Below are 20,611 nucleotides of genomic sequence, written 5' to 3'. Positions count from 1 at the left end.
CGGATGCCGCCGCGGGCATATGCTCCCCGAGGCGCGCCGGCCGCCGGGCCGACGGCGCCTTCCTGGCAGAGCCGCTATTTGCGGGGCAGGGCGCGGTCCAGGTCGTCGATCAGGTCGGCGATGTCCTCGATACCGACGGACAGTCGCACGACGTTGTCGGGCACCTCGAGGGCTGTGCCGCGTACCGAGGCATGCGTCATCTCGGACGGGTAGTTCACGAGCGACTCCACGCCGCCGAGGGACTCGGCCAGCTGGAACAGCGTCATCGACTCGGCGAACTTGCGCGCCGCCTTCGCGCCGCCGGCGAAGGCGATCGAGATCATCCCGCCGAAGCCGCTCATCTGCTGTTTGGCCAGTTCGTGGCCGGGGTGGCCGGGCAGGCCGGGGTAGTAGACGGCGCTGATCGCGGGATGCCTGTCCAGGTGTTCGGCGATCGCCTGCGCGTTGCTGCAGTGGCGGTCCATCCGCACGGACAGCGTCTTGATTCCGCGGATGGTGAGCCAGGCGTCGAGCGGGGCGGAGACCGGGCCAGCCGCGAACTGCAGGAACCTGGCCTTCTCGGCCAGTTCGTCGTCGTTGATGATGAGCGCGCCGCCGAGCACATCGGAGTGGCCGCCCAGGTACTTCGTCGTCGAGTGCACGACAACATCGGCGCCGTGCGCCAGCGGGTGCTGCAGGGCGGGCGAGGCGAACGTGTTGTCGACGACGACGACGAGACCGGCGCGATGGCCGATGTCGGCCAGCTCGGCGATGTCGCTGATCTTCATCAGCGGGTTGCTGGGCGTCTCGACCCAGAGCACCTTGGTCTCCCCCGGGATGATCGCCTGCTCGACCGCGCGCAGGTCGGACATTTCCACGGTGGTGTTGCGCACGCCCCACGGACCGTGCACGCGCTCGATCAGCCGGTGCGTGCCGCCGTAGACGTCGTTGCCGAGCACGATGTGGTCGCCGGGTGAGAGGATCGCCCGCAACAGGGTGTCTTCCGCGGCGAGGCCGCTGGCGAAGGAGAGTCCGTGCTTGCCGCCCTCGAGGGCTGCGAGCAGGGTCTCCAGCGCGGTGCGGGTGGGGTTTCCGCCGCGGCTGTATTCATAGCCGCCGCGGAGTTCGCCGATGCTCTCCTGCACGAAGGTCGAGGTCTGGTAGATCGGCGGGATGACCGCGCCTGTCGTCGGGTCGAACGCCTGCCCGGCGTGGATGGCGACGGTGTCGAATTTGTGCTTCCTGGCCATGGGGATTCTTCTCTCTGTCTAAGCGCTCAGGTAGGTGAGCAGATCGTGGCGGGTGATGACGCCCAGCGGTTTGCCGCCGTCGGTGACGAGCAGTGCGTCGTTGTGCGCGAACGCGGCCCGAGCGGCCGCGACCGGCTCCTGGACGCCGATCAGGGGCAGCGGATCGCCCACGACCGCACTGACCTTGTCGGTGAGTTTGGCTTCACCGGAGAAGACGAGGTCCATCAGGCGCCGCTCGTCCAGCGCACCGACGACTTCGCCCATGACGACCGGGGGCTTGGTGGCCAGCACCAGCAGCTGGGAGACGCTGGACGAGGTCATCGCCTGGATCGCGTCGTGCACGGTGTCGCTCGGGCGCACGTAGACGAACGCGGGCGTGCCCGCCTTGGAGGTGAGCAGGTTGCCGACGGTGTGCCCGGCCGGCGCGTTGCTGAAACCGTAGCTGCGCATCCAGCCGTCGTTGAAGATCTTGCCCAGGTAGCCGCGGCCGCCGTCGGGCAGGAGCACGACGACGACGTCGTCTGCGGTGAGGGATTTCGCTGCCCGCAGCGCGGCGACGACGGCCATGCCGCTCGACCCGCCGACCAGGATGCCCTCTTCGAGGGCGAGCCTGCGGGTCATGGCGAAGGAGTCGGCGTCGGACACGGCGATGACCTCGTGCACGACGGTGGGATCGTAGGCCGCCGGCCAGAAGTCCTCGCCGACGCCCTCGACGAGGTACGGCCGGCCGGTGCCGCCGGAGTAGACGGAGCCCTCCGGGTCGGCGCCGATGATCCGCACGCGGTCATCCGACACCTCGCGCAGGTAACGCCCGGTTCCGGTGATGGTGCCGCCGGTGCCGACGCCGGCGACGAAATGGGTCACCGTGCCGTCGGTGTCGCGCCAGATCTCAGGGCCGGTGGTCTCGTAGTGGCTGAGCGGGCCGTTCGGGTTGGCGTACTGGTTGGGCTTGAAGGCACCGGGGATCTCCCGCGCGAGCCGGTCGGAGACGCTGTAGTAGGAGTCGGGGTGGTCGGGGGCGACGGATGTCGGCGTGACGACGATCTCGGCGCCGTAGGCCGTGAGCACATTGCGTTTGTCCTCGCCGACCTTGTCCGGCAGCACGAAGACGCACCTGTAGCCGCGCTGCTGGGCGACGAGGGCGAGGCCGACGCCGGTGTTCCCGGACGTGGGTTCGACGATCGTTCCGCCCGGCAACAAGCGCCCGTCGCGCTCGGCCGCATCAATGATGCGCACCGCGATGCGGTCCTTGGCGGAGCCCCCGGGGTTCAGGTATTCGAGCTTGACGAGCACCGTGGCGGCAATGCCGTCCGTGACCTTGTGCAGCTTCACCAGCGGGGTGTTGCCGATCAGGTCAAGAACGGTGTCTGCGATTTTCATGGGACCCTTCGTCGTGGGGCAACGCCGGGCAGTCTGGCTCCGGAAGGCAGCACGGGCACGACGCCCAGTCGAACACGGTCCCATTCTATTGACGTTCTCTTGACGGCCGAAGGCAGCCACCAGACTGTGAAGTGGCTGTGAGAGACCCCGAAGGCAGCCCAGAGGGCGAGCGGATGCGTTCGGATAGAATTGAAGTCCACCGAGAGAGGCCCATCGTGACCCCTGCACCACCGTCCGCCACGCCGCCGAACGCCAGCGCCGCGAGCGTCAAGCAGCAGCGTGCCGCGCAGCGTGCGAAGAAGCTCGAGGAGTACCACCGGCAGCAGAAGCGGAGCGCCCGCCGGCGCCGGATCTGGCTCATCGCCGGAATCGCCGCGGCCCTCGCGGTCATCACGATCGTGGTCCTGTCCGTGGTCATGACTCCGCAGAAGGCCCCGGATGCGACGTACAAGCCGGGCAGCGAGGGCGCCTCGATCGAGGGCGTGGAGACGTTCAAGAATCCCGCCGGGCACGTGGAAACGCCGGTTGACTACCCGGAGACCCCGCCCACCGGCGGAGAGCACAGCGCGACCTGGTTGAACTGCGCCGTCTACACGGAGCCGGTCCCCAACGAGAATGCGGTGCACGCGCTCGAGCACGGCGCGATCTGGGTGACCTACGACCCCACGATCAGCAAGGCCGAGCTCGAGTCGCTCCGGCTGCAGGTGCCCTCCACCTTCGTCGTGCTCTCCCCCGCTGACGACCTGCCCTCGCCGATCGTGCTCAGCGGCTGGAATGCACAGCTGCAGCTCGACTCGGCCTCGGACAAGCGCATCCCCGCGTTCTTCGAGGAGTACTGGCAGGGCGGCCTCGCCCCGGAGATCGGAGCACCGTGCACCGGGGGAATCGATGCCCCCGGCAAGGTCTCCTAGGCCGACTCCGGTGCCTCGGATCCCGGGTCTTCCCGCACGCGTTGCCGTGATCCTCGCCGTCGTCGCGATCGCCGCCGTCGTCGGGATCGCCTCGTTCTCGCTCGGCCGGCTGAGCACGCTCGCCGACGCCCCGCCCTCCGGCACCAGCGCGGAGGCCGGATTCGCCCGCGATATGCAGGTGCACCACAACCAGGGCGTCCAGCTGGCGCTGGTCGTGCGCGACCGCACGGATGACCCGGCTGTGCGCCTGCTCGCCTACGACATCGCCGCGACCCAGGCGCAGCAGTCCGGCCAGCTCTTCGGCTGGCTCACCCAGTGGGGCCTGCCCCAGGCCGGCCGCGAGCCGGCGATGATGTGGATGACCCGCGCGGGCCGCTCCGGCGAGGAGCACGGTCATTCGGCGGCGGCGGGCGAGGGCCAGGCCATGCCGGGGCTGGCCACCGACGCCCAGGTCGCCGAGCTGACCGCGGCATCCGGGACGCAGGCCGAACGGATCTTCCTGACCCTGATGATCGCTCACCACCAGGGGGCGGTCGAGATGGCCGAGGGTGTGCTCGACCGCAGCGACAACGGGCCGGTGCGGTCGTTCGCGCAGGCCGTGGTCACCAGCCAGAACTCCGAGATCGAGCTCATGACGAGCATGCTCGCCGCCCGCGCCTAGCCGGGCTCTCGCGCGCCACCCTGGTTGAGTTGCGGAAAAAGTACCTTCGTGGCGACAGTGAAGGTACTTTTTCCGCAACTCAACCCGCTCGGAGTGCATAAGGAGAGTGGAGGGCGGGGAGAGCGTCAGTCGGTGATCTGCTCCGAGTAGAGGCGGGCGTACACGCCGTTCGCCGCGAGCAGCTCGGCGTGCCTGCCGCGTTCGACAATCCGGCCCCCGTCGACGACGAAGATGACGTCGGCGGTGACGATGGTCGAGAGGCGGTGCGCGATGGCGATGGTGGTGCGCCCGCGGCTGGCGGTGTCGAGCGCCTCCTGCACGACGCGCTCCGAGATGGAGTCCAGGGCGCTCGTCGCCTCGTCGAGGATGAGCACTTCTGGGTTCTTGAGCAGCACCCGCGCGATCGCGATCCGCTGCTTCTCGCCGCCGGACAGGCGGTAGCCGCGCTCACCCACCACCGTGTCGTAGGTGTCGGGAAAGGATGCGATCGTGTCGTGGATGTTCGCGGCCCGCGCGGCCGTCTCGAGCTCTTCAGGTGTCGCGTCGGGCTTCGCGTAGCGCAGGTTCTCGGCGATTGTCGCGTGGAAGAGGTAGGTCTCCTGGCTGACGATGCCGATGTGGGAGACCAGCGACTCCTGCTCCAGTTCCCGCACGTCGACGCCGGAGAACAGCACGCGCCCGGCCGCGACCTCGTAGAACCGCGGGATGAGATAGGAGACGGTGGTCTTGCCGGCCCCGGACGGTCCGACGAAGGCCGCGAACTCGCCGGGCTCGATCGTGAAGGACACGTCGTCGAGGGTGGGGCGGGAGTCGGCGGCGGCATCCGGGTAGCGGAAGGTGACCCGGTCGAACTCGACCCGGCCGACATCCGGCCCATCGGTGGGCACAGCCGCCGCCGCCGGTGCGTCGCTGATCGCCGGAACCAGGTCCAGGTACTGGAAGATCCGGGCGAACAGCGCGCTCGAGGTCTGCAGGTCGAGCGCGACCCGCATCAGCCCGAGGAGCGGGAAGAGGAGCCGGGCCTGCACGGTCGTGAAGGCGACGATCGTGCCGGGGGTGACTTCCGTCTGGCCGTTGACCATGAGCGCGCCGGCCACGAGGTACACGATGGCCGGGATGCTGGAGAGGAACAGGCTGACCATCGCGAAGAACCACTGGCCGCTCATCTGCTGGCTGATTTGCAGCCGGATCTGGTTGTCGTTCTCGTCGGCGTAGCGCCTGATCTCCGTCTGCTGCCGGGTGAAGCTCTTCGAGAGCAGGATGCCGGAGACGCTCAGGGTCTCCTGGGTGATCGCGGTCATGTCGGAGAGCGATTCCTGCGTCTTCGAGGCGATCCGGGCACGCACCTGGCCGACCCGGCGCTGCGCGATCACGAGGATGGGCATCAGGATGACGGCGACGATCGTCAGCTGCCAGTTGAGCAGCAGCATGGCCACGAACGCGGCGATCACGGTGACGATGTTGCCGAGCACGCTGGAGATCGTGTTGGTGAGCACGCCGGCCACGCCGCCGACGTCGTTCTGCAGGCGCGACTGGATGACGCCGGTCTTCGTCTTGGTGAAGAAGCTGAGTTCCATCGCCTGAAGATGGGTGAACAGGCGCACCCGGAGGGCGCCCATCACGGTGTTGCCGACGGTGGAGGTCAGCCAGGTCTGCCAGACGCCGAGCAGCACGCTGCCGAGGTAGACGGCGATCATCAGCCCGACGAGGAAGGCCAGCCGCTCGAGGTCCGGCGGGCCGTCCTGGGGGAAGAGCCCCTCATCGAAGGCGCGCTGGGTGAGGAGCGGCGGGAGCACCGACATCGCGGCGCCGATGAGCACGAGCACGATCGTGACGATGAGGGCCGCGCGGTGCGGCGCGAACAGTCCGAGGATCCGCCGGAGCAGATTCGGGATGCGCGGAGCCTCGGCATTCTCGGCGCGCTGGGCCGCGACATCCCCGCCGCTCACGCGGGAGCGCGACCTGCCGCCGCCGTGCATTCCACTCATAGCCTTACCCTAAGCGCGATGGCCGACCGCCCTATTCCCGCCTTCCCGCCGTCCCGTGGCCGTTTCCGGCCCGCGGCATCCCGCCGACGGCCCGCTACCCCTTCGTCGAGCCGGCGAGCAGGCCGCGCACGAAGAAGCGCTGCAGCGCGAAGAACACGATCAGCGGAACCAGGATGGAGAGGAACGCGCCCGCCGTCAGCAGGTGCCAGTCCTGCCCGCGGCTGCCCGAGAGCTCGGCCAGCAGCTTGGTCATGGGGGCGACCGTGCCATCGGCGAAGATAAGGGCCACGAGCAGGTCGTTCCACACCCAGAGGAACTGGAAGATGGCGATGGATGCGATGGCGGGCATGGTCAGCGGCAGCACGATGCGAAAGAATATCTGCCCGTGTCCCGCGCCGTCGACCCGCGCTGCCTCGATGACCTCGGACGGAATCTCCGACACGAAGTTGTGCAGTAGATAGATGGCCAGCGGCAGGGCGAACATCGTGTGGGCGATCCAGACCTGCGAGTACCCGCCCGCGGCGAGCGATTCAACGACCGGGTAGCCGAAGATCTCGCCCTGGGAGAAGAAGAGCAACAACGGGACGAGAGCCATCTGGATGGGCACGATCTGCAGTGCGAAGACGCCGATGAACAGGAAGTCCTTCCCACGGAAATCAATCCAGGCGAAGGCGTAGGCGGCCAGGCTCGCGATCATCAACGGGATCAGGGTCGCCGGCAGGGTGATCGCGAGGGAGTTGATGAAGGCACCCGCGAGGTCGAGCTGGCTGTTGCCGGCCGCGAGCGCTTCCGAGTAGTTGTCGAGGGTCCAACCCCAATTCTCGAAGACGGTCCACCACCCCGTGGTGCGCACTTCCCGGGCCGGACGGAACGAGGAGACGAACAGCCCGAAGGTGGGGATTGTCCAGAGAACGGCGATGACGAGGGCAGCGATCGTCGCGCCGCGGCTGGTGAGTCGCTTCTTGGTCCTGATGGCGGCCGAGTTCTCGGCGCGGCGCTCTCCGCGACGCAGCTGCCGCTTCGTGGCAGGGTCGACTGGAAGTTCTGTGGGCAGTACCGCGCTCATCGGATTTCCCTCTGCTTCTTGATCTGGCGGGCATTGTAGACAACGATCGGCACGACCAGCAGGAACAGGATCACGGCGAAGGCGGCCGAGCGCCCCAGCTCGAAGTTCTTGAACTGGGTGTACATCTCATTCGCGATCACGCTGGTGTCATTCGAGCCGGCCGTCGTGGTGCGCACAATGTCGAAGACCTTGAGCGACACGATGGAGATGGTGGTGAGTACCACGATGAGGGCGCTGCGGATTCCGGGAACGGTTACGTTGGTGAACTGTTGCCACGCATTGGTGCCGTCGAGTTCTGCCGCTTCCATCTGTTCTGCCGGCACGCCCTTGATGGCCGCGGAAAGAACGACCATGGCGAAGCCCGTCTGCACCCAGATCAGGATCACGATCAGGAAGAGCGTGTTCCAGGGAGCGACGGCAAGGAAGTCGACGGGCTGCCCGCCGAACGCGACGACCACGGCGTTGAGGAGCCCGATCTGTTCCACGTCGGCCGGCCGCGCCGTATAGACGAAGCGCCAGATGATGGAGGCGCCGACGAGGGAGATTGCCATGGGCATGAAGACCAGGATTTTGAAATACTTCTCGCCGCGGCTCTTGTCAATGAACACGGCATAGGCGAGTCCGGCGATGGTCGACACGGTCGGAACGACCAGCACCCAGACGATCGTGTTGAAGACGATCCGGATGTTCTCCGGCTGGGTGAAGACCCAGGCGAAGTTCTCGAACCCCACGAAGCGATCGCCGCGTGAGCTCATGAACGCCTGAACCGTGGTCTGGATGGTCGGGATGATCAGGCCGATGGTCAGCAGGATGATGGCCGGTGTCAGGAAGCCCACGAGCTGAAACAGATAACCGGCGCCCTTGCGGGAGCGGTAATCGAGGATGAAGAAGAGGCCGCCGAGCACGGCAGCGCCCGCGATGGCCCACCAGTAGGATCCGCCGACCGCGAGCAGCACAACCGGCGCCGCAATACAGACGACAAGGCGGATGACCGTGTAGATCTTCCCCGAGCGCGGTGCGATTTCCACGAAGAAGAGAATGGCCCCCACCACGGCGGCGAAAGCGAGGATGACAATGGGGATTTGCAGCAGGGTCGGCAATTGCGCCAGCCAGGCGAAGAAAGCGGACATATGAAACCTTTCGAGCAGGACGCCGGACCCGGGGGGTGTGGGCCGCCCGCGTTGAACGGGCGGCCCACGGTGGTGTGAACCCGTTAGTTAGACGGCCATCCGGCCTCGATGCTTGTCAGCACCTCGCCGGTTGGAGCGCCGTTGATCCAGTTCACGATTCCCTTCCAGAACGTCCCTGATCCGACCGCACCCGGCATGAGGTCGGACGCGTCGAAGCGGAACGTGGTCTCCGGGTCCTGCAGGATCTTGATGGCCTCCTGGAGGATCGGGCTCGTCGCCTTGGCCGGGTCGAGCCCGGAGTTGGCGCTGATGACCCCGCCGAGTCCGACTCGACTGTTGGCCCATTCGGCGCTCGAGAGGTACTCCTGGACCTTCTGCGTGTCGGCATCATCGGAGAATGCGGCGACAATCTCGCCACCACCCGTGACGGCCTGGCTGCCCTCTTCCGCTGCCGGGGTGATGAACGCCCACACGTCGGCATCAGGTCCGACCTCGCCGCCGGCGTCCACGATGAATCCGTCGAAGAAGGACGCCTGGTGGTGCAGGGCGCAGGTTCCATCCGAAACCGATGTCGCAAGGTCGCCGAACGGGGTGCTGTTGATCGACTTCACATCACCGAAACCGGCGTTCACGTAGTCCGGGTTCAACAGAATGTCGCCGACCGAGTCGAAGGCGCTCTTGATCGCCGGGTCCGTGAACGGGATCTCGTTCGCGACCCACTTGTCGTAGGTTTCGGGTCCGGCCTCGCGCAGCACGAGATCCTCGACCCAGTCCGTTCCCGGCCACCCGGACGCCTCACCAGAGGAGAACCCAGCGCACCAGGGCGCCTTATCGGTCTTTTCCTGGATCTTCTTGGTCACGGCGAGCAGATCGTCCCAGGTCTTGGGAACCTCAACACCCCATTCCTTGAATTTCGCCGGGGAATACCAGATGAAGCCCTTGACGCTCGCCATCAGCGGCGCCCCGTACAACGTGCCGTCGACCGTGCCGTAGGCCTTCCAGTCCTCGGACCAGTACTCGTCGACGTTGTCCTCCACCGCTTTAGGTGCCGGCTTGAGGAACTTACGGCTGGCGAGATCCGCCATCAGGCCCGGCTGCGGGAAGATTGCGATGTCCGGGGCGCTTCCGCCCTGTGCGCGAATCGAGATCTGAGCTTCGAACTCTTTCGACGCCTCGTACTGGATGTCGATCTTGTTTTCCTTCTCCCAGTCCGCCCAGGACTCCTCAAGGAGGTCGGCCTCGGTTTCTGAGATCGTGCCGTACACGCTGACCGTGCCGTCACCCTCTGCGCCGGAATCGGTGTCTGTGGTGCCCGGGCCGCCGGAGCATCCGGCGAGGGTCAGGCCGGCAATCGCCGCGAAGGCGACAGGGGCGATGAAACGACGGTGCAGGGATAGCCGCATGTTTTCTCCTCATTGAGTGATGGTGGTGTCCGCGCGAAGGTACCCGTGTCCACCGAAAAGGGCTGCAGAGTGCTCGGAAACGATCGCATAAGGAACCGGTTCCACACCACAAAGTACGGCACGTCCCGGACTGTTGGCAAGGCTGAATAAATAACAACTTCGTAAACATGGCAGCCGTGGCACCCCTCCGCCGAGCGCAGACGGGATTAAATGGAACCGGTTCCACGGTGGCGGAAAAAACGCTACCCTGTTATCCAGGCATCCAGAATCGGAGGTGGACGTGAGCGGCATAGCCGATGTTGCCCGTCTCGCCGGGGTCGCCAAGGCGACCGCATCGCGCGCGCTGAGCGGCCGAGGCTACGTGTCCGCGGAGACCCGCGAGAAGGTAGTCGCCGCGGCGCGTCAGATCGGCTACGTGGCATCGCCCAACGCGGCGAGCCTGGTGACGGGGCGCACCAAGAACGTGGGCGTCATCATCCCGTTCATCAGCCGATGGTTCTTCTCCGAGGTACTGGAGAGCGTCGAACAGGCCCTGCTCCAGGAGGGCTACGACATGACCCTGTACAACCTCCCGCGGGCGTCGCCCGAACGGGACCGCGTGTTCGAGTACTTCCTCGCACGCAAGCGCTTCGACGGGATCATTTCGGTCGGTATTGCCCTGAGCGAGCCGGAAGTAGACCATCTGCACCGGCTCGGACGGCCCCTCGTCGGCATCGGCGGCCCAATCCGGGGCATCCACACGATCGCCATCGACGACACGGCATCCGCGAGGCTCGCCACCGAGCACTTGCTCAGCCTGGGGCACACGGACATCGTCCACATCGGCGGCAGCCTTGCCGCCGAAATGGATTTCGCGGTGCACACCAAGCGGCTTGCCGGGTTCAGTGCCGCGATGACGGACGCGGGCCTGTCAACGGACGGATGCTTCTGCGCCAGCGAGTTCACGATGCCGGGAGGGTATGCCACTGGCCTGGCCGTACTCGGGGATCCGCGGCGCCGGCCGACGGCCGTCTTCGCCGCGAGCGACGAGATCGCGTTCGGTGTCATCGTGGCCGCCCGGGAGCTCGGGATCCACGTGCCCACCGACCTGTCGGTCATCGGCATCGACGGGCATCCGTACGCAGAAATGTTCAGGCTCACGACACTCGAGCAACACCCGCGCAGCCAGGGCCGCCTTGCGGTGACGAGCCTCCTCGCCGAGCTCGACAGCCCGGCGACGCCGGACGCGGCCGGTGAGCTGACCGTCCTGCCGACTGTCCTCGCCGTTCGGTCGAGCACGAGCGCTCCGCGTCCTCGCCTCACCTCGTAGGAGCCGGCCGCCCGGCTGCTCCACCGTGGTGAGGAGACCGCGGTTAAAATGACGAGGGCGCCGCACCCTGTCGGATGCGACGCCCTCTGCGTTCATACGGCTAACGCCGGTCACGCCTCAATCAGTACCCCTTGCGGGGCGTGATTACTTGAGGATGACGGTGGCGCCGGCAGCCTCGAGGGCAGCCTTGCCCTTTTCGGCTGCTTCCTTCGAGACGCCTTCGAGGACGGCCTTCGGAGCGCCGTCGACGACTGCCTTGGCCTCGCCGAGGCCCAGGGCGGTGAGCTCGCGCACAACCTTGATGACCTGGATCTTCTTGTCGCCGACGGCGTCAAGGATGACGTCGAAAGCGGTCTGCTCTTCGACCTCTTCAGCAGCGGCGGCGGGACCGGCAGCGCCGGCAACGGCGACCGGAGCAGCGGCGGTGACCTCGAAGGTCTCCTCGAACGCCTTGACGAACTCGGAGAGTTCGATGAGGGTGAGGCCCTTGAACTGCTCAAGCAGTTCTTCAGTGGAAAGCTTTGCCATGATTTTCTCCTTATAGTTTCTTAGTTACTCACCGCGATGCCAGGCCGATGCCTAGTTCGCGGACTCCTGCTTCTCACGCAGCGCGTCGATGGTGCGAACAGCCTTCGACAGCGGTGCGTTGAACAGATATGCGGCTCCGAACAGCGAGGCCTTGAAGGCGCCGGCCAGCTTGGCCAGCAGCACCTCACGGGACTCGAGGTCGGCGAGCTTGCCTACCTCTGCGGCGGTCAGCGGGTTACCGTCGAAGTAACCGCCCTTAACCACCAGGAGAGGGTTTGCCTTGGTAAAGGCACGCAGGGTCTTCGCGACGGCGACAGGGTCTCCGTGCACGAATGCGATTGCGGACGGACCGACAAGCTCGTCGTCGAACGACGAGATGCCGGCCTTGTTGGCCGCAATCTTGGTCAGCGTGTTCTTTACCACGGCGTACGTGGCGTCCTCACTGATGGACGTGCGCAGCTCCTTGAGCTTCGCAACAGTGAGACCGCGGTACTCGGTGAGCAGAACGGCGGTCGAGCTCTCGAATTTCTCCGTAAGCTCGGCGACCGTTGCTTCCTTGTTCGCCATGGCGCTCCTCTTAGTTTTCATGTGCCGGTAGCCCGGGGCGCAGACATGAAAAAAGCTCCAGCGCAAGGCCGGAGCGGGAGCAGCTTTCACTGCACTTCTACTTCGATTCCTGCGCGGGCCGTTCACGTGAATGAACCTTCGATTGCTCTGTCCATCTCTGGGCAAGGCAATAACCGGCGGTCTTTGGCTGTTGCCCACGCTACCGGATGCGGCGGCCCGGGTGCAAATCGGCACCCCGCCGCCGCTCCGGCTCAGGCTCCGGCCCGGGCGGGTGTTGCCAGGAGGGTGGGAATGAGCGTCTCGAGGTATCCCGCGGTGTCCTGCCAGTCGCGGACCGAGTGGCATGCGACGCCGAGCGCCTTCACCGGGTAGTCGTTTCCGTCCGGGTCGAGCCGGTCACCGACGAAGAGCATGTCATCCAGGGGCACGCCGGTCAGCTCGGCGAGTTGCGTCATCCCGTAGGCCTTGTCGATGCCGCGCCGAGTGATGTCGACGGACGTCGACCCGCCGGAGCGCACCTCGAGGTCGGGCAACAGGGCCTGCACGGCCGCGCGCAGCCGGTTCTTCTTCTCGCCGGCGGGGTCCCAGGCCATCTTCGCGGAGACCGGAGCGGCCTGGCCGAGGGCGGAGAACGTGATCTGCGAATCGCGGTCCTCGAGGATGGGGCCCCAGGTTTCCCTCTCCCAGTAGCCGAGTTCGCGGGCGGCGCGCTCGACCGCGTCGAGCGCCCGGGTCTTCTCGTCAGCGAAGAGGCTCTGCGCGTAGACCTGCGCCAGGACGCCGTCCGAGAAGCGGTAGTACTGCGTGCCGCAGGTGGGCATGAGGTGCAGTCGTTCGAGCTGGGAGGCGGTGGCACCCTCGAGGGTGTCGACGACCTGCATCCGGAACTGCGCGAGCTGCCCGCCGGAGATCACGCAGACCTCCGCCACGTCGAGCAGGCAGCATCAGCGCGGCCATGCGCGGGTCGAGCGGTGATTTCGACGGGGCCAGGGTGTCATCCAGGTCGAATGCCACCAGGCGGGGGTAGTTCGTCACAGGGGCTTCCTCCGGCTAAACAGAACGGCCTACAGCATACGCGGGCCGGGCGAGCGGATGCCGTTCGGGGCGCCGCCGCCGACCCGGCCATGTAGTTGACACAGGTCCACTACATGGTTATGGTTGACTCTTGTCAATTATCAGCAGGAGCAAGATGTCACCCAGAACGCAGAAGGTCCGCCGGGCCCCCACGCACCCCGTCACCACCGACGGAACCATGACCCAGCGCCAGATTCTGGAGCCCCTCTCCGGCCTCCTGCTCGGCATGTTCGTCGCGATCCTGGCCGGCACGGTCGTGGCCACGTCACTGCCGCTCATCATCGCGGATCTGGGGGGCGACCAGTCCGCGTACACCTGGGTCGTCACCGGGACGCTCCTCGCCACTGCCGTCAGCACGCCCATCTGGGGCAAATTCGCCGACCTGTTCAACCGCAAGCTGCTCATCCAGCTCGCGCTGGCGATCTTCGTGATCGGGTCGGCCCTGGCCGGTTTCTCGCAGGACACCAACACACTGATCGGATTCCGCGTGCTGCAGGGCCTCGGCGCCGGCGGCCTCGCGGCGCTCAGCCAGATCATCATGGCCGACATCATCAGCCCCCGGGACCGCGGCAAGTACGCGGGCCTGTTCGGTGGCGTGATGGCCCTCGGCACCGTCGGCGGCCCGCTGCTCGGCGGCGTTGTGACGGATGCGTTCGGCTGGCGCTGGAACTTCTTCATCGCGCTGCCGATCGCCATGATCGCCATCATCCTGCTGCAGATGACGTTGCACCTGCCCAAGCGGCCCAGGCGCGTCGCCCGCATCGATTACCTCGGCGCCGTGCTCATCGCGGCCGGGGTCTCCCTGCTCCTGATCTGGGTGACCCAGGCCGGCAACCAGTTCGAGTGGGCATCCGCCCAGTCCTTCGTCATGGTGGCCGGCGCGGCTGCCCTGCTGATCGCCGCCGTGTTCGTGGAGTTCAGGGCGAAGGAGCCGATCATCCCGCTCGACCTGTTCAAGGACCGCACCTTCACCCTGGCCACCGTGGCCAGCCTGTCGGTGGGCGTCGCCATGTTCGGCACCTCGGTGTTCCTGAGCCAGTACATGCAGCTTGCGCGCGGCGCGACCCCCACCCAGTCGGGCCTGCTGACCATCCCGATGATGGGCGGCCTGCTCATCTCGTCGACCGTCTTCGGAAGCATGGTCAGCCGCACCGGCAAATGGAAGGCGATCCTGGTCTGGGGGAGCGTGCTCGTCATCGCCGGCCTGCTGCTTCTCGGCACGCTTCAGTACGACACGAACCTCGTGCTCGTCGGAATGTACATGTTCGTCCTCGGCGCCGGCCTCGGGATGCTCATGCAGAACCTCGTCCTGGTCGTGCAGAACGCCATCGAGGTGAAGAACCTCGGCGTGGCCACCAGCGCCGTGACGTTCTTCCGCAGCATCGGCGGCACGATCGGCATCTCGGTGCTCGGCTCGGTGCTCGGCAGCACGGTCGCCTCGACGATCGCGGACGGCATCGGCTCGCTCAGCCCCGCCGACCAGGTCGCCGCGGGCAAGGCCCTCGGCAGCGGGGCGATCCCCCACGTGTCGGAGCTTCCGGACGCCATCCGCGTGCTCGTCGAATCCTCGTACGGCTCGGGCGTCGGCACCGTCTTCCTGCTCGGGGCCCCGCTGGCCGTGGTCACCCTGATCATGGTCGCGCTCCTGCCCAACCTTCCGCTCGGGCGCAAGAACGCGATTGAACTCGCTCAGACCGAAGGATCCGTGCACCAGCGCGAGATCGAAGACGCGGAAGACATCCTGATCGAGGTGAGCGCCGCGGCCGCAGCCCTGCCCCCGGTCGGTGAGGCGCACCCGACCGGGTCGATCGAAGTCGTGAAATGACCACGGCCGAGGCACTCGCGGAGGTCGAGGAGCAGATGAACATCCTCGCCGGCCTCATCCGGAGGAGTATCCGGGATGCCGCGCTGAGCATCGACCCGGCCCTGCAGCCGTTCGGGCTGAAGCTGCTGCGTCTGCTTTCGCGCAGCGGCCCGACCCATGCCAGCACCGTCGCCGAGGCCCTCACCGTTGACCGCAGCGTCGTCAGCCGGCAGGCGGCTCAGCTCCAGGAGCTGGGCCTGCTCGAGATCCAGGCGGACCCCAGCGACGGCCGGGCCCGGTTCCTCGCTCTGACGCCCGCCGCGGAGCAGAAGCTGGCCGAGCTGCGCGCCGGCAAGATCGCCGTGGTGAACCGGCGGCTGGGCACCTGGCCCGAAGCGGACCTCCGGCAGTTCGCTGCGCTGATCGCCCGGCTGAACGCGCCCGACGCGAAGTAGTACCGCGCCGCGCTAGCCAAGGCCGCGTGCGCCAGGGGTTGAGTTGCGGAGAATGTACCTTCCCTGGCCCGGGGAAGGGTGTTTGTCCGCAACTCAGTTGTGATGCGAGGGCAGCTGCAGCCAGAGTCGCCACTGCTGGCAGCTACTGGCACCCACTGCCAGGCGCTGCTGCTGCTGCTGCTGGCAACTACTGCAAGGACTGCAAGAAAGCAAGGACAGCCAGTTCTCTGCTGCTCTGCGCCCGCTCGCGGGCGAGCGTCGCGATCGTGCGCCCGGGGTTGAACTGCGGAAAAAGTACCTTCGTTGGCGCGGGGAAGGGTGTTTGTCCGCAACTCAGTTGTGATGCGAGGCGCCCGAGGTCGGCAGATCGGGGTTGCCGACCTGCGTCTGGTCGAGGGGAAGGGTCACCCGGAACCGGGTGAACCCCTCGCGGCTCTCGACGGTGATCTCTCCGCGGTGCGCGGTGACGACGGCCCGGGCGATGGCCAGCCCCAGACCGGTGCTGCCGGTCCCCCGGAAGCGTGAGCTGTCGCCGCGGGCGAACCGCTCGAAAAGGGTCGAGCGCAGGTTCTCGGGAATGCCGGGGCCGTCATCCGTCACCGTCACGACGGCGCGGTCGCCCTCCGCGGCGAGCGCGGTCGTGACGCTCGTGCCCGGCGGCGTGTGGACGCGGGCGTTGGCCAGGAGGTTGGCCAACACCTGGTGCAGCCGGCTCGCGTCCCCGGTCACCTCGATCGGCTCCTCCGGCAGGTCGAGATTCCAGCTGTGCTCGGGCCCGGCCGCGTGCGCGTCACTGACCGCGTCGACGAGCATGCGCGTGAGGTCAACCGGCTCGCGTTCGAGTTCGCGGCCCTCGTCGAGGCGGGCCAGCAGCAGCAGGTCTTCGACCAGGCCGGACATCCGGATGGACTCGGACTCGATCCGGTCCAGCGAGCGGATGGCGTCGGGCGGGAGTTCCTGACCGCTCCGGCGGGTGAGCTCGGCGTAGCCGCGGATGGAGGCCAGCGGCGTGCGCAGTTCGTGGCTGGCATCCGCGACGAACTGGCGCACCTTGCTCTCGCTGGCGTGGCGCGTTTCCAGGGCGAGGTCGACGTGGTCGAGCATCCGGTTGAGCGCGGATCCCACGCGGCCGACCTCGGTGCGCGGGTCGGTGTCGGCGGCCGGCACCCGGTCGACGAGGTCGACGGCACCCCGGTCGAGCGGCAGTTCGGCCACCCGCGCGGCGGTGTCGGTCACCCGGTCGAGCGGGCGAAGCGCCAGCCGCACGATCCAGGCCGCCACGACGGCGACGACGAGCAGGCCGATGAGCGAGACCACGCCGATGATCACGGCCAACTGGGCGGCCGTGCCGTTCACCGTGGACAGCGGGTAGCCGAGGATGTACAGCGTGCCCGTCCTGCTCGTCTGCGCGACGACCCGATAGTCCCCGAGTCCTCCCCCGAGGTCGATGGTGACCGGCGCCGACTGGTCGAGGTTCTCACCGAGGAGCTTGATCTGCTCGGCGGTCAGCGACTCGATTTCGCCGCTCTCGTCGTTGGTGTAGCCGGCCGTGATCGTGTTGCCGTCGAAGACCAGGGCGAGCGTCCCTGGCGGTTGGGCCGGACCGTTCAGGATGACCTCGGCCGAGGGCGTGGGCCGCGGGTGGTCTTCGTCGCCGTCCCCGTCGCTGCCGAGGACAGCGCTCGACCGGTCGGCGGCGGATGCGAGGCGCCCATCGAGGCCGTCGAGCAGGGAGGCTCGCAGGATCGCGACGCTCGCCAGCCCAATGGCCAGGCTCACCAGCGCCAGGAGGCCGACGACGGCCAGGACGAGCCTCCGGCGCAGCGTCCAGGGCGCGCGCGGTTCCCTGGCGCGCGGCTTGCGCGTCGCCATCAGGCGGTCTTCAGCATGTAGCCGGCGCCGCGGACAGTGTGGATCATGGGCTCTCGGCCGGCGTCGATCTTCTTACGCAGGTAGGAAATGTAGATTTCGACCACGGATGACCGACCGCCGAAGTCGTAGCTCCACACCCGGTCGAGGATCTGCGCCTTGCTCAGCACGCGCCGGGGGTTGCGCATGAGGAAGCGCAGCAGCTCGAACTCGGTGGCGGTCAGTTCCACCGGCTCACCCGCGCGGAAGACCTCGTAGCTGTCCTCGTCGAGGGTGAGGTCGCCGACGGTGATCCGCGGGTCGCTGGAGTCGGTCACGGAGAGGGTGGACCGGCGGATCAGCCCGCGCAGGCGGGCCACCACCTCCTCGAGGCTGAACGGCTTGGTGACGTAGTCATCGCCCCCGGCGGTGAGGCCGGCGATGCGGTCGGAGAGGGCGTCCTTCGCGGTCAGGAACAGCACGGGCGTCTCGTGGCCGTCGGCCCGCACCCGCTGCAGCACCTGCAGTCCGTCGATATCGGGCAGCATGATGTCGAGCACGATGGCGTCGGGCCGGAACTCCCGCGCGATGGTCAGGGCCTGACGCCCTTCTCCGGCGGTGCGCACCTCCCAGCCCTCGTAGCGCAGCGCCATCGAGAGCAGGTCGGTCAGCATCGGTTCGTCGTCGACCACGAGAACCCGGATCGGGCTGCCGTCGGCTTTGGTCAGGCGCGGGCCATGGGACGGGTTCTTCGCGGGCGTGGTCATGATCCTCTTAGTATCCAGAGTTTTCTATGAATCAGCTTTGAGCGCCCCGCGCCCACGCTGTGAGCGGAGAGCGTGCAGAATAGGGGGGTGACGGTCCAGGTGCTCTCCCTCTTCGACGAGGCCGAGCCGCCGTCACCCCGGGGGCCCCGCCTCGCCCCTCACCTGTCCCGAATCGTGGCCGACTCGACCGACCGGGTCGCCTGGCTGCGGGCACGCAGCCAGGGCATCACGGCGACGGATGCCGCCAAGCTGGCGACCCCGGCATCCGTGCGGAACGCGGCCAGGGACAAGACCCACGGCACCGGCTTCAGCGGCAACACCTTCACCGACCACGGACGTGCCCGGGAACCGGAGATCGCCGCCTGGGTGCTGCGCAATCACGGGATCGAACCCAGCACGAACCTCTTCCACGCCGCCGGCCAGACCCGGCACCTCGCAACGCCGGACGGCGTGGGGCACTCGTCCGACGGCTCGCTTCAGCTTGCGGAGATCAAGACGACGAGCAAGCCCTGGCGGAGCATCCCGCGCTCGTACCTCCGCCAGGTCTGGTGGCAGCAGTACGTGCTCGGCGCCGAACGCACGCTCCTCGTCTGGGAGCAGCACCTGGACTTCGTGCCCGTCAGCGCGGAGCCGGAGTGCCGCTGGATCGAACGCGACGAGGACCAGATCGCCATCCTGGTCGGCTTCGCCAACGACCTGATCGACGTGCTCAACCGCCAGGCCGCTCGGTAGGGCGCCGGCACCCTCCATGGAGCAGACTGGGGGCATGGGACATGCCACCGACCTGCCTACATCCATGCGCGCCCTCGTGATCGACCGAACCGGCGACCCCGACGAACTGCACCTCGCGGAGGTGCCGATGGCGATCGCGGTCAGCGACGAGCTCATCGTGCGCGTCATCGCGGCCGGGATCAACCCGATCGATGCCAAGACCAGGGCCGGGAAGGGCGCTTCGGCCGCCATCGCCGCCTACCCGACGATTCTCGGCAACGACTTCAGCGGCGTGGTCGTGCGCGCGCCCTACGAGTCGTTCCCCCTGCAGCCCGGCGACGAGGTCTACGGGATGGCACGGGTGCCCCGCACCCCGGGAACCTACGCCGAGTACGTGCCCGTGTCGAGCATGAGCGTCGCGCGGAAGCCCGCCCGCCTGAGCCACATCGAAGCCGCGGCCGTGCCGCTCGCCGCGCTCACGGCCTGGGGCATGGTCGTCGACGTTGCTGCCGCCGCTCCGGGGCAACGGATGCTCATCCACGCCGGCAGCGGCGGCGTGGGACACTTCGCGGTGCAGTTCGCCAAGGCCTTCGGTGCCCACGTGATCGCGACCGGTTCGGCCTGGAGCCTTGAATTCCTGCGGGAACTCGGCGCGGACGAAGTCGTCGACTACACGAACCAGCGCTTCGACGAGGTGCTGTCCGGTCTCGACTCCGTGATCGACCTGGTCGGCAATGTGCACGACCAGACCGGCAGCAGGTCGCTCGCGGTGCTGCGGCCGGGCGGCCTTCTGGTGAATGCGCCGACCGGGAGCTGGCCGACGATGATGGCCGAGGCCGCGGCCGCAGGCATCCGCGCCACCGGATACAAGGTCGCCGCCGACGCGCGCACCCTGGAGCTGATCACCCAGCTGATCGACGAGGGAGCCGTGCGCGTGCATGTCGACCGAGTGTTCGACCTCGCCGAGGGTCCGGAGGCGCACCGGCTGCTCGAGCAAGGACACACTCGCGGCAAGATCGTGCTGAGGGTTTCGCCGGATCGCTGACACCTGGTCCGGCTGGCACCTGGTCCGGTTAGCATCTGGTCCGGCTGACACCTGGTCCGGCTAGCACCAAGTCCAGCCGGCACCTGGTCCGGCTGGCACTCAGTCCGACTGGCACCTAGTCCGACTGGCACCTAGTCCGATTGGGCCAGGCGGAGATCGAGGGCGTCCGCGATCCTTGTGCGGGAGGTGGTGACGTAGCGCCATTTGCCGCCGCCGGGGTCGAGCCAGGGTGGCGCCTTGAGCTGGGGGACGCCTCTCAGCATGCGGATCTTCCAGCCGGAGGTCTCGATCGTTCTGTGATGGAACCAACAGAGAAGCACCCCGTTATCGGTGTGGGTGTCTCCGCCCCAAGCGTCCGGGATGACGTGGTGGATCTCGCTCCAGCTGGCCGGGATCTGACAGCCAGGGATGATGCAGCCACCGTCCCGGGCGGAGATCGCCCGGCGTTGCTCCCGATTGAAGCAACGGTCGGGCACACCGAGCGAGCAGATCGCGTTTTCGTCGCCGAAGACGACGGGCTGGATGCCGCCGGTGCAGACCTTCTGCTTCACGGCCCGCATCGACAGCGGAACCTCGATGCCGTCGATCCAGCCCACTCCCTGTTCCTGAAGAAGGTCTTTCTGCCTGACGGTGACAAGAACGGTGGGGGCGGCGCCTCCGATGGTGGGGGCCTCGGCGCTGCGCGCCGCGACGTCGAGGATGACAGCGAGCACGTCGTGCCGCCGCTGGTCGAAG

The 20,611-nt window shown here is 67.4% G+C and carries 18 protein-coding genes and 1 pseudogene; 7 read left to right on the top strand and 12 right to left on the bottom strand.

All coding sequences use genetic code 11. From position 1 onward, the window contains the following. Positions 1 to 74: 74 nt before the first annotated feature. Together E3T54_RS01575 and E3T54_RS01570 are read right to left on the bottom strand one after the other, a co-directional pair. Positions 75 to 1,229 (bottom strand): cystathionine gamma-synthase, encoded by a 1,155-nt coding sequence (locus E3T54_RS01575; RefSeq protein ID WP_092324620.1) that lies wholly within the window; start codon positions 1,227 to 1,229, stop codon positions 75 to 77. Between the two features lie 18 nt (positions 1,230 to 1,247). Then, entirely contained in the window at positions 1,248 to 2,609 is a 1,362-nt protein-coding gene (locus E3T54_RS01570) for a cystathionine beta-synthase (protein ID WP_134474273.1), read from the bottom strand. A gap of 215 nt (positions 2,610 to 2,824) precedes the next feature. On the opposite strand from E3T54_RS01570, the gene E3T54_RS01565 reads away from it, so the two are divergent. Together E3T54_RS01565 and E3T54_RS01560 are read left to right on the top strand one after the other, a co-directional pair. Continuing rightward, positions 2,825 to 3,520 carry a DUF3105 domain-containing protein gene (locus E3T54_RS01565; protein ID WP_241977000.1) on the top strand — a complete coding sequence of 232 codons (696 nt, stop codon included), beginning with the start codon at positions 2,825 to 2,827 and terminating at the stop codon, positions 3,518 to 3,520. 10 nt (positions 3,521 to 3,530) lie between these two features. Beyond that, a complete protein-coding gene (locus E3T54_RS01560; protein WP_241976999.1) occupies positions 3,531 to 4,181 on the top strand; it encodes a DUF305 domain-containing protein in 651 nt (216 codons plus the stop codon). Positions 4,182 to 4,306: 125 nt separating this feature from the next. On the opposite strand, the gene E3T54_RS01555 is transcribed toward E3T54_RS01560, so the two are convergent. The 4 genes from E3T54_RS01555 to E3T54_RS01540 form a co-directional block, all read right to left on the bottom strand. Next, positions 4,307 to 6,169 (bottom strand): ABC transporter ATP-binding protein, encoded by a 1,863-nt coding sequence (locus E3T54_RS01555; RefSeq protein WP_134474272.1) that lies wholly within the window; start codon positions 6,167 to 6,169, stop codon positions 4,307 to 4,309. A gap of 94 nt (positions 6,170 to 6,263) precedes the next feature. Continuing rightward, a complete protein-coding gene (locus tag E3T54_RS01550; RefSeq protein ID WP_134474271.1) occupies positions 6,264 to 7,235 on the bottom strand; it encodes a carbohydrate ABC transporter permease in 972 nt (323 codons plus the stop codon). Beyond that, positions 7,232 to 8,365, bottom strand: coding sequence for a carbohydrate ABC transporter permease (locus E3T54_RS01545; protein WP_134474270.1), 1,134 nt, complete (start codon positions 8,363 to 8,365; stop codon positions 7,232 to 7,234). The genes E3T54_RS01550 and E3T54_RS01545 overlap by 4 nt, the downstream gene beginning before the upstream one ends. Before the next feature lie 83 nt (positions 8,366 to 8,448). Continuing rightward, positions 8,449 to 9,768, bottom strand: coding sequence for an ABC transporter substrate-binding protein (locus E3T54_RS01540; protein WP_134474269.1), 1,320 nt, complete (start codon positions 9,766 to 9,768; stop codon positions 8,449 to 8,451). Between the two features lie 280 nt (positions 9,769 to 10,048). Between E3T54_RS01540 and E3T54_RS01535 the strand changes: the two genes are divergently transcribed. Continuing rightward, positions 10,049 to 11,077, top strand: a complete 1,029-nt coding sequence (locus E3T54_RS01535) for a LacI family DNA-binding transcriptional regulator (protein ID WP_134474268.1) — start codon at positions 10,049 to 10,051, stop codon at positions 11,075 to 11,077. Between the two features lie 144 nt (positions 11,078 to 11,221). Here the strand turns inward: E3T54_RS01535 and rplL are convergent, their stop codons facing one another. The 3 genes and pseudogenes from rplL to E3T54_RS01520 all read right to left on the bottom strand — a co-directional run bounded on the left by rplL (position 11,222) and on the right by E3T54_RS01520 (position 13,207). Then, positions 11,222 to 11,605 (bottom strand): 50S ribosomal protein L7/L12, encoded by a 384-nt coding sequence (gene rplL, locus E3T54_RS01530; RefSeq protein WP_092324608.1) that lies wholly within the window; start codon positions 11,603 to 11,605, stop codon positions 11,222 to 11,224. Between the two features lie 51 nt (positions 11,606 to 11,656). After that, positions 11,657 to 12,172: a 50S ribosomal protein L10 gene (gene rplJ / locus E3T54_RS01525; RefSeq protein WP_092324607.1), complete on the bottom strand. Its 516-nt coding sequence runs from the start codon at positions 12,170 to 12,172 to the stop codon at positions 11,657 to 11,659. 251 nt (positions 12,173 to 12,423) lie between these two features. After that, positions 12,424 to 13,207, bottom strand: a pseudogene (locus E3T54_RS01520) (HAD-IIB family hydrolase). A 217-nt stretch (positions 13,208 to 13,424) separates the two neighbouring features. Between E3T54_RS01520 and E3T54_RS01515 the strand changes: the two are divergent. Together E3T54_RS01515 and E3T54_RS01510 are read left to right on the top strand one after the other, a co-directional pair. Continuing rightward, positions 13,425 to 15,071, top strand: a complete 1,647-nt coding sequence (locus E3T54_RS01515; protein WP_134474310.1) for an MDR family MFS transporter — start codon at positions 13,425 to 13,427, stop codon at positions 15,069 to 15,071. Further along, positions 15,068 to 15,505 (top strand): MarR family winged helix-turn-helix transcriptional regulator, encoded by a 438-nt coding sequence (locus tag E3T54_RS01510; RefSeq protein WP_134474267.1) that lies wholly within the window; start codon positions 15,068 to 15,070, stop codon positions 15,503 to 15,505. Before E3T54_RS01515 ends, E3T54_RS01510 begins: the two co-directional genes overlap by 4 nt. A 333-nt stretch (positions 15,506 to 15,838) precedes the next feature. Here E3T54_RS01510 and E3T54_RS01505 read toward each other — a convergent pair whose 3' ends face one another. Continuing rightward, the gene (locus E3T54_RS01505; RefSeq protein WP_134474266.1) at positions 15,839 to 17,377 is read right to left on the bottom strand and encodes a cell wall metabolism sensor histidine kinase WalK; all 1,539 of its coding nucleotides are present in this window, start codon (positions 17,375 to 17,377) and stop codon (positions 15,839 to 15,841) included. Continuing rightward, positions 17,377 to 18,120, bottom strand: a complete 744-nt coding sequence (locus E3T54_RS01500; protein ID WP_092324602.1) for a response regulator transcription factor — start codon at positions 18,118 to 18,120, stop codon at positions 17,377 to 17,379. Before E3T54_RS01500 ends, E3T54_RS01505 begins: the two co-directional genes overlap by 1 nt. Before the next feature lie 87 nt (positions 18,121 to 18,207). Between E3T54_RS01500 and E3T54_RS01495 the strand changes: the two genes are divergently transcribed. Together E3T54_RS01495 and E3T54_RS01490 are read left to right on the top strand one after the other, a co-directional pair. Next, positions 18,208 to 18,852: a YqaJ viral recombinase family protein gene (locus E3T54_RS01495; protein WP_370254581.1), complete on the top strand. Its 645-nt coding sequence runs from the start codon at positions 18,208 to 18,210 to the stop codon at positions 18,850 to 18,852. Between the two features lie 34 nt (positions 18,853 to 18,886). After that, on the top strand, positions 18,887 to 19,876 hold the full coding sequence (locus E3T54_RS01490; protein ID WP_241976998.1) for an NADP-dependent oxidoreductase: 990 nt from the start codon (positions 18,887 to 18,889) through the stop codon (positions 19,874 to 19,876). Positions 19,877 to 20,007: 131 nt separating this feature from the next. On the opposite strand, the gene E3T54_RS01485 is transcribed toward E3T54_RS01490, so the two are convergent. Next, the coding region (locus tag E3T54_RS01485) for an HNH endonuclease signature motif containing protein (RefSeq protein ID WP_134474265.1) at positions 20,008 to 20,611 on the bottom strand (604 nt) is incomplete at its 5' end.

The organism is Cryobacterium sp. Sr8, assembly GCF_004403225.1.
Taxonomy (GTDB): domain Bacteria; phylum Actinomycetota; class Actinomycetes; order Actinomycetales; family Microbacteriaceae; genus Cryobacterium; species Cryobacterium psychrotolerans.
Note: the sequence above shows the minus strand (reverse complement) of the source record. Positions and strands in the feature narration are given on the sequence as shown.

Bases quoted from the DNA above. Each gene is read 5' to 3' on its own strand.
- E3T54_RS01575 (WP_092324620.1), bottom strand. From the start codon at position 1,229: ATGGCCAGGAAGCACAAATTCGACACCGTCGCCATCCACGCCGGGCAG.
- E3T54_RS01570 (WP_134474273.1), bottom strand. From the start codon at position 2,609: ATGAAAATCGCAGACACCGTTCTTGACCTGATCGGCAACACCCCGCTG.
- E3T54_RS01555 (WP_134474272.1), bottom strand. From the start codon at position 6,169: ATGAGTGGAATGCACGGCGGCGGCAGGTCGCGCTCCCGCGTGAGCGGC.
- E3T54_RS01550 (WP_134474271.1), bottom strand. From the start codon at position 7,235: ATGAGCGCGGTACTGCCCACAGAACTTCCAGTCGACCCTGCCACGAAG.
- E3T54_RS01545 (WP_134474270.1), bottom strand. From the start codon at position 8,365: ATGTCCGCTTTCTTCGCCTGGCTGGCGCAATTGCCGACCCTGCTGCAA.
- E3T54_RS01540 (WP_134474269.1), bottom strand. From the start codon at position 9,768: ATGCGGCTATCCCTGCACCGTCGTTTCATCGCCCCTGTCGCCTTCGCG.
- rplL (WP_092324608.1), bottom strand. From the start codon at position 11,605: ATGGCAAAGCTTTCCACTGAAGAACTGCTTGAGCAGTTCAAGGGCCTC.
- rplJ (WP_092324607.1), bottom strand. From the start codon at position 12,172: ATGGCGAACAAGGAAGCAACGGTCGCCGAGCTTACGGAGAAATTCGAG.
- E3T54_RS01515 (WP_134474310.1), top strand. From the start codon at position 13,425: ATGACCCAGCGCCAGATTCTGGAGCCCCTCTCCGGCCTCCTGCTCGGC.
- E3T54_RS01510 (WP_134474267.1), top strand. From the start codon at position 15,068: ATGACCACGGCCGAGGCACTCGCGGAGGTCGAGGAGCAGATGAACATC.
- E3T54_RS01505 (WP_134474266.1), bottom strand. From the start codon at position 17,377: ATGGCGACGCGCAAGCCGCGCGCCAGGGAACCGCGCGCGCCCTGGACG.
- E3T54_RS01500 (WP_092324602.1), bottom strand. From the start codon at position 18,120: ATGACCACGCCCGCGAAGAACCCGTCCCATGGCCCGCGCCTGACCAAA.
- E3T54_RS01490 (WP_241976998.1), top strand. From the start codon at position 18,887: ATGGGACATGCCACCGACCTGCCTACATCCATGCGCGCCCTCGTGATC.